The 12,627-nt window shown below is 25.1% G+C and carries 7 protein-coding genes and 1 pseudogene; 2 read left to right on the top strand and 6 right to left on the bottom strand.

Features of this window, described 5'->3' with window-relative positions:
• Positions 1-79: 79 nt before the first annotated feature.
• A complete protein-coding gene (locus BN7997_RS08490; RefSeq protein ID WP_071120378.1) occupies positions 80-1,036 on the top strand; it encodes a calcium/sodium antiporter in 957 nt (318 codons plus the stop codon).
• A gap of 319 nt (positions 1,037-1,355) precedes the next feature.
• Positions 1,356-2,093, top strand: a complete 738-nt coding sequence (ymfI, locus tag BN7997_RS08485; protein ID WP_071120377.1) for an elongation factor P 5-aminopentanone reductase — start codon at positions 1,356-1,358, stop codon at positions 2,091-2,093.
• 97 nt (positions 2,094-2,190) lie between these two features.
• On the opposite strand, the gene BN7997_RS08480 is transcribed toward ymfI, so the two are convergent.
• The 6 genes and pseudogenes from BN7997_RS08480 to BN7997_RS15775 form a co-directional block, all read right to left on the bottom strand.
• Positions 2,191-3,432: a peptidase U32 family protein gene (locus BN7997_RS08480; RefSeq protein ID WP_071120376.1), complete on the bottom strand. Its 1,242-nt coding sequence runs from the start codon at positions 3,430-3,432 to the stop codon at positions 2,191-2,193.
• 409 nt (positions 3,433-3,841) lie between these two features.
• Entirely contained in the window at positions 3,842-6,253 is a 2,412-nt protein-coding gene (locus BN7997_RS08475) for a pPIWI_RE module domain-containing protein (RefSeq protein ID WP_071120375.1), read from the bottom strand.
• The gene (locus BN7997_RS08470) at positions 6,253-9,327 is read right to left on the bottom strand and encodes a pPIWI_RE_Z domain-containing protein (RefSeq protein WP_071120374.1); all 3,075 of its coding nucleotides are present in this window, start codon (positions 9,325-9,327) and stop codon (positions 6,253-6,255) included. Before BN7997_RS08470 ends, BN7997_RS08475 begins: the two co-directional genes overlap by 1 nt.
• Positions 9,327-10,412: a restriction endonuclease-related protein gene (locus tag BN7997_RS08465; RefSeq protein WP_071120373.1), complete on the bottom strand. Its 1,086-nt coding sequence runs from the start codon at positions 10,410-10,412 to the stop codon at positions 9,327-9,329. The genes BN7997_RS08470 and BN7997_RS08465 overlap by 1 nt, the downstream gene beginning before the upstream one ends.
• Positions 10,413-10,531: 119 nt before the next feature.
• Positions 10,532-11,464 (bottom strand): helix-turn-helix transcriptional regulator, encoded by a 933-nt coding sequence (locus BN7997_RS08460; protein WP_071120372.1) that lies wholly within the window; start codon positions 11,462-11,464, stop codon positions 10,532-10,534.
• 836 nt (positions 11,465-12,300) lie between these two features.
• Positions 12,301-12,627: pseudogene (locus BN7997_RS15775) on the bottom strand (IS982 family transposase); the annotation flags it as partial.

Below are 12,627 nucleotides of genomic sequence, written 5' to 3'. Positions count from 1 at the left end.
TCTAATTTTCAAAACTATGTATATATGATATACTATGCTATAGTTTAAAAACTTAATATGTATTTAGGGAGGAATATTCTTGTCATTTTTAATTTTAATAATAGGATTTGCATTACTTATAAAAGGTGCAGATGTATTTGTTGAAGGTGCTTCATCAATTGCAAAAAAGTTTAATGTACCTTCTATGATTATCGGGTTAACTATAGTGGCTATGGGTACAAGTGCACCAGAAGCTGCTGTTAGTGTTACATCATCTTTAGCAGGACAAAATGATATGAGTGTTGCTAATGTTGTTGGATCAAACTTTTTCAATGTTCTTGTTGTTCTAGGAGTTTCATCTATTATAGCTAAACTTCCAGTTCAAGAAGAAACTATAAAGAAAGATACTCCATTTTTAATATTAGTTAGTATACTTTTATTAGTATTTGGAATTAATTTAAAATTAGGAAGAATTGAAGGGTTAGCTCTTTTAGGATTATTTACTTATTTCTTAGTTAATACTATAAAATCTGCTAAAAAAGCTACAGAAGATGATTCTTTAGAAACTGGTGAAACAGCTATAGCTATAGAAACACAAACTAGTAGCGAAATATCTCTTCCTAAAACTATATTAGTATCTCTTGTAGGTATTGCAGGTATTGTACTTGGTGGAGATATGGTTGTAAATTCTGCAACATCTATTGCTACATCTCTTGGTATGAGTGCTAATTTAGTAGGACTTACAATAGTTGCTGTTGGAACTTCTCTACCAGAATTCGTAACATCTATTGTAGCTATAAAAAAAGGTGAAACTGAGATAGCTATAGGTAATGTTATAGGGTCAAACTTATTTAATATACTTTTAGTTTTAGGATTAGCAGCTGTAATAAATCCTATATCAATGAGTATGTTAGCTTTTATAGATATAATATTTATGGTTTTAATAACATTACTACTATATATGTTTATGAAAAAGAGAAATTCTCTTGTTAAAAGTCAAGGAATAATATTAGTAGCTTTATATATAGCTTATATGGCGTACACTATTATAAGATAACTTATAACCTGATAGTTTTACTATCAGGTTTTTTACGTATAAGGAAACTATATCATAAATATATTTTTTGATAACCTATGAATATAAGTAATATCAATAACTTTATAAACGTAAAAAATGATGTTTTTGAGCAACGGATGTATCCGTAGCGGTAGCAAGGATATATCGTTGGCGAAATGAGTGAAGCGAATTTTTACTATTTAATTATATTTAGAATGTATTGTTTATAAGTTAATAGTATTTATTAATTTAAAATATTTAGTATAATAATATATAAATAAATACTATTTTAATTAAAAGTTTTGAAAGGAATACAATTATGTCAAAAAAAACAGTAGTTATAACAGGTTCGTCTAGAGGTATTGGACGTGCTTGTGCTATATTATTTGCAAAAAACAATTATAATGTAGTTATAAATTATAATAAATCAAAAGAATTGGCTGAAGACCTTTTTAATGATTTAAAAGAAGCTGGATATTCTGTAGATATATTTAAAGCAGATATATCTAATAGATTTGAAGCTAATTCACTTATAAATCATTGTATAGGAAAATTTGGTAAAATAGATGTATTAATAAATAATGCTGGAATTAGTCAAAATAAACTTTTTACAGATATAACAGATGATGATTGGAATGAAATGATGGGTACTAATTTAAACGGTATTTTTTACACAACTCAAAAGGCACTTCAATATATGTTGCCTGAGTGCAGTGGTAAAATAATAAATATATCATCTATATGGGGAATGGTTGGAGGCTCTTATGAAGTACACTACTCTACTTCAAAAGCTGCAATAATAGGAATGACTAAAGCATTAGCCAAAGAACTTGGACCATCTAATATTCAAGTTAACTGTATAGCTCCTGGAGTTATACAAACAGATATGTTAAATGATATAGATGAGGAAATTATAGAAGGTTTAAGAGAAGAAACACCTTTAATGAGAATTGGAACAGTTGATGATATAGCAAATTGTGCACTATTTTTAGCTAGTGATAAATCAGATTTTATAACAGGACAAGTTATAAGCCCTAATGGTGGATTTGTTATATAAAATTCGCTTCGCTTGAGCGACGTGTCGGCGAATCATTTAAAAATGTTATTTATACATAAAAAGATGGTCATGAATTACCATCTTTTTATTTTTATAGTTATATTGTATTTATAGTTACTATAGGTTTTCTTAACATATAGTTTTTATCTACTTTTATATCTAATTTAAGTTTAACTATTTGTCTTGCATGTGGAGCTGATTCTATAGGTTCTCCATCTTCATTGTACATTTCCTCTATAGTAGCAAACATAGTTTCTTTGTATGGTCCTATAACTTCAACCTTATCTAATACATTCATTTTATTTCTTTGCTCTACTATATATAAATCATTTTCTGCATCATAATCTCTAACTATACCAACAAAGTCATAGTTTCTAATATATGATGCACTTTCATAGTTATGAGCTTTATCACTTGGTCTATCAAAATAGAATCCTGTACTATAATCTCTATGGCTACCCTTTTTTAACTCTTCTAACCACGCAGGATTAAACTTCCAATTTTCTGGGTCTTCATAATATGCATCTATAGCCATTCTATAAGCTCTAACAGTAGTAGCAACATAGTAAGCTGTTTTCATACGTCCTTCTATTTTAAAACTTGTTATTCCACATTCTATTAATTGAGGAATATACTCTATCATACATAAGTCTTTTGAGTTAAAGAAAAACGATGAATCTATACCATTTATAACTTCTTCATATTCACCATTTTCATTTTCTTTAACTAAGTTATACTTCCATCTACATGGTTGAGCACATGCTCCTCTGTTTGCATCTCTTCCTGTAGTATAGTTACTTATTACACACTTTCCAGAATAAGACATACACATAGCTCCGTGTACGAAGGCTTCTATATCCATATCCTCTGGTACATTATCTCTTATAGCTCTTATTTCATCAAATGATAGCTCTCTTGCTGTTACTACTCTTTGAGCACCTTGTTCATACCAAAACTTAGCTGCTACAGAGTTACTTGTACTAGCTTGTGTACTTATGTGTACTTCCATATTAGGTATTGTCTTTTTAACTATTGAAAATACTCCAGCATCACTTACTATAACAGCATCTACACCTATTTCTTGAAGTTGTAAAAGGTATGGAGGAAGTTGTTCAAGTTCTTCACTTCTAGGTATTATATTTATAGTAACAAAAACTTGTTTTCCTAAGTTATGTGCAAACTCTACTCCTTCTTTCATTTCTTCTATAGTAAAGTTTTTCGCAGCAGATCTCATACCAAATATTTCTCCACCTATATATACAGCATCTGCTCCATAAGTAAAGGCTATCTTTAATCTTTCTAAATCACCTGCTGGTGCTAATAATTCTATCTTTTTCATTTTGTCTCCTTTATCTACCTATACTTTTATAATAAGTTATATTACCCAATTATAGTGCATATAAAACCTTTTTATTATATCATTAGTTTTTTAATCCTTCAATACTTTTAGGTGGGTAAGATAGTTTATAGTATTAAATTTGTATATTAGAATATCTTTATAAGTATTGGTATATTATAGTATAAAAATTTCTTTACTAGGAATAGCTATAAATGTATATTTTGTGAATTGGTAGATAAAGTTATTTTCATATGAAATGGTAAAAAGTTTATCCACTATTCCTATAAAAAAATTAATAATAATTATCAATTGTTTTTTTATAGATAAATCTCACTATATTTTATTTTTTAGCTTTATCAATTTATGATAGTATAATTTTTTAATTATTTTCTAAATCTAATTTCTACCTTTAAAACTTTTTCTCTGCTATAATATATTCACTTAACCTCTTAATTGTATAAAGTGGTAATGGTAGTGATGTATGCTTATCATATGAAATATTCATTCTTCTTAGCTCTTGAGTCATAATTGCTATTTTATCTTTTTCATTGTCATCATTACAACCTATTATATTAACTTCATACATACTTGGTCTTTTTAAAGGTTTATTAGGGCAAGAGCATTTAGTAGTGCTAACTGCAGCTTGATCTGTATCTGATCTCATTCCAACTAGATAATAGGTATTATTGTTTCCTTTAAATACACCATTTGATTTATTTATAGTTTTTTTACCATCATCTATAAAATATTCTGGAACTTCATCTGTATCATTAATTCTTATCATTCTTAATAAGTCTATATTTAGTAACCTTAGTTTACTTAACATTAATTCATTGAAGTTCTCATTCTTTACTTTACTCCATAGTCCACTTCTAATATTAGTATCTACAAAAGCGTATACTTTTCTGTTATTTTCTAATATTTTAGAAATATTTTCAGATATCCATTGTTCTATTCCTTTAGCTGTAGTAATTCCATTTTTACTTATAGTTATCTTATTTGTAAAGTTTTTATTTATAGAAAAAATACAATCATTTAATTCCATCCAATTATTTATACCATATAAATTTATATATATTTTTCCTTTGTCAATTTTACTCATTGCTAGAATTTTTTCATTGTTCCCACCTGATACTTTGCCTATTCCAACTAGTATATCATTTTTTCCTACACCTATATTTTTATATAATGAACCTTCTACAAATCCAGCTGCCGATATTAAATCTTTTATTGCATTCATTATGGTATTTATTTTAGTTTCCTCATTATAGTTGATAAATTGAGTTAATACTCTATTATCTTTAAATGCTGTTCTTATCAAGTTTTTAGGATCTCTATCTTTAGTTTCTTTTTTATCATGATACGCTGGTATATCTATTAAAGCTAAACTTAAAGTTTTCTTATCGTAATTTTCAATTAAATTCTTTATTTCTAATTTTCTTTTTTCCTTGTCTTCTGATTCTGAAAACTCTCTTACAAAATCATTATTTACCATGTTAATTTCAACACTGTATCCATCTGGTGATATTCTATCAAGTATAAAATTATTTTCTAACCTTAAATACATTGAAAATAGTTTTTCTACTTTTTCATATAATATTTTATTATTTGTATATACATTTAGTATAATTTGCTCTATATTTTTATATATTATATATGCTTCTTTATTTATCATTGTATTTGTATTAATGTCATCTTCTAAGTTGTAATATGTTCTAAGTTCTTCACCTAATTTATCAGTTTTCGAAGAACCTCTTGTACTTATAGATTCAATTCTTTTTCTTAAATCTAGTTCTGGTAACATTTGTACTAAATTTTCTAACATTTCATTTCTTTCTGGTAATCCTGCTCCACTTTGAGTCTTTGCATTCTGCTTATTCTTATTAATAATTAATGCAATTAATTCATCGTTATCTTGAGAATATTTACTTACATTTCTTAATATTTCTGCTATGTCAATATCTAATAGCTTTATATAATTGTTGTCACTAGTATCTTTTATTATAAACATACTGTTATTATCTTTATTAATTTGAACTCTATTAAATAATATCTCCTCACTATTATAGTATTTACTTTCTTTATATATAAATATTGAGGTTGCTTCTTTACCATCTAAGTAATTTATACCTTTTTCAGATAATAAATTATAATCAGTCCAGACTCTTATCTTTAAGTAAAAATTCATTACATAATTATCTGTGTCTATAGGGTTTTTCATATTGCAAACTATATAATATGAAAATGGAGTATATACTTTCTTATCTAATTGTATCGGTTTACTAAGTAAAATTGTATTGTTATCTTCTATAGTTCTATAAAACTTTAAATTTCTTTGTATAGAATCAAACTTGAATATGTTCTTAGATAATTTATATACATAATAATTAGGAATAATAGTAAATTTACAGCCATTATCTCTATTTATTATTTCTTTTAAAGATATTTCCCCATCAAATTTCCATTTTTCTGTAAATCTTTTATTAAGCTCTTTTCCAGTTCTATTTTTATATTCTTCTCTTAACCATTGGATTACCTTAATTTTAAGTGTTTCTAACTCAAACTCCCCTACTGAATAAAACCATATACCATCATCTTTATTTATATCATATATCCTTTTATTAGCATAAATAACTTCATCAAATAATGCAGCAGCTATTTTAAATATTGTACTTCCTGCTATATTGTCACTTTTACTATTATCTTCCTTAAGTTCATTTATTACTTCTTTAACTTCTGAAGGTAATTTAAATACCTTCAGATATACATCATCTATATTTTCTTCATTTATATTAAATGAATATAACTGTATTTGTGCCATTACTCCCACTCCTCATCCATGTATTCTTCAATTTCTTCATTAATTTCATCCAGCATAATCTCTAATCCTTTATAAAACTGTCCATATAAATTACTAATTACTTCATCATTTATACATTCTGATAAGGTTTCAAACCATCCATATAATATGCTGTTATTTATATCGACTTTATTATTTTCAATTATAGATTGTGAAAATGCTAAGTCACAGAAAAATACATTACAGTCATTTCCATTTCTTTGCATTCTTCCAATCGCTTGTTTTATTGGAACAATCATAAACCAACTCATTATTTCTTTTTCTTTAGAGTTTAATTGTTTCCAGTATGACATTTCTAGTATGTCATTAAATCTCATATAACAATTTTTTCTAAACCTATCAACCTTATCTGAATATATTAAATCTCTGTTTTCTAGTTCTTCACAAATATCATTTAGATAATGATGTAATATTTGTATGTATGAAGAAAAATCTCCAGGTACCATATATGGTCTAACCATAAAAAACATACTTCCAAAGTATGAATTTCCTTTATCATCTAAAATATTGTATCCTCTTGATATTATTGATAATGGAACTACACATACATCCACACTAGTATTTGCTAAAGTTTCTATATAGTCTTTTGTTATACTATCATCTTGTTTTTCATTAAGTATTAACTTATAGTTAATATTTTCAAATCTTAATACCTCACCTACTGATCTACAGTCATCATAACTATTTACTATTAATAGTACTTTTCTTCCAGATGATTTCCATAAATTTAATTCTATTTTTATATCTTGAATTATTGATTTTGTAAGATTCTTTAAATTATCAGTCCTTATATCCTTGTTGTATATTCCTGAGATTCTTATGAATTTATCATTATTTACTTTAGGTAAAAACTTCATATTAATGTTACCTTCGCTTTTACCTCTTAGTAGGATATCTGGATTTTTCTTTAGGTTATAATGAGCTGAGCCTGGTGAATAACTTGTACCAGATAAATATATAACACATGGTCCTTCTAAACCTATATCCTCTTTAATATTAGACCAAGATTCTAATAAACTTCTTCCTACGCCATCGTATCTAATCATATCAATTCTAAGTCCATTATTATAGGATACTTTGTATCCATATATAGTCCCTATACATGGTTCTTTTACTAAATGTTTCAATTTTTTATTTACATTATTAAATCCATCTACGCTTTTTATTTCTCCATATACTTCATAGCTCATATATGGATATTCATTACTAATGATTTTTAATATATAATCCATTTGAACTAGCATAATTAAAAATGCAATTTTTTGTATAAATAGTTCTAAGTTAATTCTACTCGAAGTTTTTATTTTGTATTTATTAATCATTAACTCGACTTCTTGTATAAGTTTTTCTTCATTTAATTTATCAGCTTGATGTATATCTGAAATAAAATTAAAGCGCTGATTTATTTTATGATCTAATTTATCTTCAGATATTTTAAATGCATCTGTAAGCTCTACATACTCTTGTAAAAACTTTATGAATTTTTCATTGTTATCATCTTGCTCTTTTCTTAATACTAAAGTTATATCCTTAAAAACTTCTATAGGAGTCCACATTCTATTCATAGTATGCTTTTTTACTTTTTCTAGTTTAGGTAATATACGTTCAATATTAAATAAAATTCTTTCAAGTTTATTAACATTACTAATAAATTTAAATTTACTTATTTCATCTCGTGATTTATTATCTTTTGATATATCATTTTTTAATTCATTAAACTTTCTAAATAAACTATCTTCTCCATAATTTACTTTTATACTTGGCATTAATTGATCATCTAAAATACTTTGTACACCATCAGCTTCATCTACAATTATCATATCTAAATTATCATAGAATATTTCATAAATACTTCGGTTGTAATTATCTATAAATGCCGGTATACTTCCCTTTACTAAATTATGAGGAGTAGTTACTATAACTTCAGCCTCTGGAATACATCGCATTTTTTCCATATGACCACATTTAAAGGAATATGGACATAATACTTTATTTTTATCTTCATATAATCTGTTACAAGGAAATGATGACTCATCTTCTTTATCTTGGTTTAATGCTTTTAATATACAATTGCCTGATAACCATTTTACTATAATATCATCCTCTAATTCTTCAAGTTCTTTTTTATTACTTAAATAGTTTTTAAGATGATTTTTTTCATTTGTTGTTCCTATTATAGGAACGGCATTTATACCTAAACTCCTTAAAGTCTTAACAGTATTTATTACATTTGGTACTGTATCTTCAATTACTCCTATTTTTAGCTTATGTTCTTTAACACCTTCATATATTTGAGCAAATTTATATGTAGATTTTCCCGCACCTAATGCTCCTACAATATGAATTGGTCCTTTTAATTCTATTTCATTTTCTTTATTTAATATATCCATATGTATACTAGGTCTTTTTATAAAATTAGGACCCATTTTTTCTAATGTTTCTGACCAATTATTATCATTATATAACTTTATATATTTTTTATTTTTGTATAAGTCTATATTTTTTTGATATTTATCTCCTATATCAACTACTTCATGTTTATAAATTTTATATTTATTAATATCATCTTTTTTATTTCTGCTTTTATATTCAACAGTATTTTCAGCAAACCATTTTGTACTTCCCTTAGATTTATTTAATTCTTCAATATACATGTTATATATATTTTCTCTATCACTTTCATACTTAGCTACAATTTTAATTAAATTATCATTATCATCTATATCAAACATCCTATATTTTTTATCAATCTCTAAATATTTATTTAGTGACATTTTCCATTTTGTAGAAGTACTAAATAAAGGGTTATCTTTTCTTAGATTAAATATATTTTTTCTACTTTTTTCATCTTCTGCTTCAGATTTATAAACATCAAAATATTTAGTATATACACTCCAACCTAAACTTGCCGGAACAACATTATATAAATTAAGTAGTGTATAAAGTCTAATCTCTATGTCTATAAAATCTTTAACCTTAAAATCGATATTATCATCTTTAAAGAGCTTAGATAATCTTATTTTGTATCTATTCATTAACTCACCCCCAATATTTCTTCTATCTTTTTTATAAGATTTTTTTCTTGAAGCGAGTAAATATCGATTTCTTCATTTTGAAAAGTTTTATTTAATTCATTCATATAATTTTTACTATTATTCTTTTTATAAATCTCAACTCTATGATCTGGTATTACTAAAAAACAATATTTATCTTTATTGAATTTAGATAAGTTTGAATTTTCTTTTAAATTTTTAGCTAAGCTACTTGGATTTGTATGGTCTTTTACATCTAAGTTTATACATATATCTCCATTAGATATACTTATATCAAATTCATCTATATTAGGATATAAAGTTACCTCTAAATCCTTAAATTTAGCAACTAACTTTTCATATATTTTAATTTCTCCTATATTAGGGAGTAATACATATTTATAAATCCCTTCGCTCAATTCAACATATTTATTTTTAGGATTTATGATTTTTGTTATATCATCTAACTTATCTTTAACTCTATAGTATTTACAAATTTCAGTACAGCTTCCTTTTTCATTTGTAAAATTTAAAGGTTTGCCACAAACTGGACATATAATAAGTTTTTCATCACTAATATTTCTTGGTATATACATATCTTGAATCATTTTTATTGTTTCATTTGAAAATATTGAATATAAATTTGTATCTAGTGTAGTATTTTCTATTAAGTATGTATTTGATATAAATTTCCTTGCTTCTCTATACTCATAATCCCAATAACTATCATTTTGCTCACTGTATTTCTCTCTACAACAATCTAATAGCTTCTTCATTATTTTTTGAACTTTTTCTTTCTCATCTTTTTCTTTTGTTTCTTCTAAAATATACTCATTAACTTCTAAGTTATAATTTATAAAAGGCTCGCTTGGGAAATCATCTCCTAAATATGTATCCATAGTTTCTGTTTTCATAAAGTTTATTAATTCACTTATATTTGTTGGAAAGTTATATTTATGTTTATTTACCATTTGATTTGTCAATAAATCTATAGCTTTATTAGATAAATGTATTTTTTCTGATATAGTATTTTCTTTACTAATGAAATTTTCCATTGCATAAACTAATTCTATTTGCTCTGCATTCATATTAACCTCCTTAATCACTGAACTATTTACGTCATATTTGTTATTATAATACATTATATTAATGAACCATTCAAGCCTCTTTTATTTTAAATAAAAAAATAGCAACTAATAGTCGCTATTTATATGGTATTTATCATATTTTTTAATATATTTTTTAATTCTTCTTTTAAATATAAGGGCTCTAATATAGTAACACATTCTCCCATTGATAATATCCATCGAATAATATCTTCTTTACCATTCATAGTTGCTTCAAATATTATAGTTTCATCATCATTCCATGTAATATGTTGATTTTCAACATATTTACGCTCACTTACAGAATATGAAAATGGCTTCTTTAATAATAATTTTAATTTAATTTCGTCATTATTAAATATACCAATGGTATTTTTCATATACTCTTTAATATCAAAAGAGCTATTTATATCAAATTTATCAGATAATACTTCAATCCAATTAATTCTAATAAGTTTAAATGTTCTTATAGTCTTTCTATTTTCGCAATATGCGATAACATATTTCATATCATTTTTAGTAATTACTGCATATGGTCTTATTACTCTTATACTATCTCCCGATGAGATTGAATGATAACTCATTTTTAATTTATGTCTCATTAAACATGCCGATTGAATTTCTAACTCATAATCTTCTTCTTTATCTAAATAAGTTTCTTCAGATTCACTTATAATTCCATATGTTATATCGTTAGTTAACTCATTATTACTTTTTACCTTCTTTGTAAGTGACTCTAAATCATCTATATATTCAAACTCTTGTTGTTTCAATTGCTCTAATGCTTTTTCTAAAGATTTAACTTCTTCATTATCTGTATTTAAATTCAATAAATAATTATGTCCTTTTAACTCATATCCTCCATTAGGTCCTGGTATTGACTCTATGGTTATATTTGCTTCTTGCAAATCACTTATATATTTCCTTACCATTCTTTCACTTACACCTAATGCATCTGCTATTTCCTTTCTTTTTATTCTTTTATTGCTTTTTAATAACGTTATTAATCTAAGCAAATTTGAAAATTTACTCATTTTTTGTCTCCTATGTGTTTAGTTTATTTTCATACTGATTTATATAAAGTGTATAAGTATAAATATCTTCTTTTTATATTTCAATATTATGATGTTTCTTATAACTCTATTTTAACATTTATTTATTAATACATAAATATACAACTAAATTACATTTGTATGAAATTTATTTTTCTACATACTATAATAGATTATATAGTTAAAATATAATTTATAAAAACTATACACAATCACTTTCTTAAAAGTATCCATTACTATAACCCAACAACATCAACCACTATCTCAAGTAAATCATCTCTAGTTAAATACTCTAACATAAAACACATCCATACCTTATAGTCCTAAAATATATATTCGATAAGAATAACAACACATCCTACTAAATTCTTCAAATCTTTTAGTATTACTTAAAAATACACTCCATTAGATTATTGATAAAACTATATTATAAAATAAACACATATGAAATTGTATCTAGACTTTAGACATGAAGGAAAAGATCCTGAATAACTTTCTTTAAACAATACACAACACATAAGAAAGGGACACAGTTTTAGAAATAGAAATCTTAGAAGAAAAGATAAAATTCTGGCACTACTTATAGAAATAGATTTTATATCTAATTCATATGTAAAAGATTCTAAAAAATGATAAGTATATAAAAGATATTGCATATAATATATTTAAATCTATACTTGGATTTTTAGATAAATCTATGCTTAAAGAAGATAAGGTTTATATAATTAATCTATTGTGCTAGTTCAAAATATTTTCCAAATAAAGTTAATTAATTTTAACAAAAAAATAATATCCCACAAGTCTAGTATTTGTAAAATTTAACCAAATACTAGACTTTTTATTTTAGCTATAGAATCATAATTTCCTATCAATTTATTTATTAGAAATGAAATATTATGTCCTAATACTTTTATTGATATTCTTGTTATAAATCCAAGCATTGATTTACTTTTTACTTTATTTAGGTTTAATTGTTCTGTTAATTGAGAAAAGCTAGTTTCTATTCTCCTTCTAACTTTAAATATTAATTGTCTTATTTGTTTTGGATAGTTATCTTTACTATTTCCTCTTTTTAAAAATAGTAAATTTATATCTTTTTCAGTTTTTAACTCAGGCGTTAGCCTTTTGTTAATGTAACCTTTATC

It is taken from the genome of Romboutsia timonensis (genome assembly GCF_900106845.1).
GTDB lineage: Bacteria > Bacillota > Clostridia > Peptostreptococcales > Peptostreptococcaceae > Romboutsia > Romboutsia timonensis.
Note: the sequence above shows the minus strand (reverse complement) of the source record. Positions and strands in the feature narration are given on the sequence as shown.

Coding starts and splice junctions, on each gene's coding strand:
- BN7997_RS08470 (WP_071120374.1), bottom strand. CDS start 9,327: ATGAATAGATACAAAATAAGATTATCTAAGCTCTTTAAAGATGATAAT.
- ymfI (WP_071120377.1), top strand. CDS start 1,356: ATGTCAAAAAAAACAGTAGTTATAACAGGTTCGTCTAGAGGTATTGGA.
- BN7997_RS08465 (WP_071120373.1), bottom strand. CDS start 10,412: ATGAATGCAGAGCAAATAGAATTAGTTTATGCAATGGAAAATTTCATT.
- BN7997_RS08480 (WP_071120376.1), bottom strand. CDS start 3,432: ATGAAAAAGATAGAATTATTAGCACCAGCAGGTGATTTAGAAAGATTA.
- BN7997_RS08475 (WP_071120375.1), bottom strand. CDS start 6,253: ATGGCACAAATACAGTTATATTCATTTAATATAAATGAAGAAAATATA.
- BN7997_RS08460 (WP_071120372.1), bottom strand. CDS start 11,464: ATGAGTAAATTTTCAAATTTGCTTAGATTAATAACGTTATTAAAAAGC.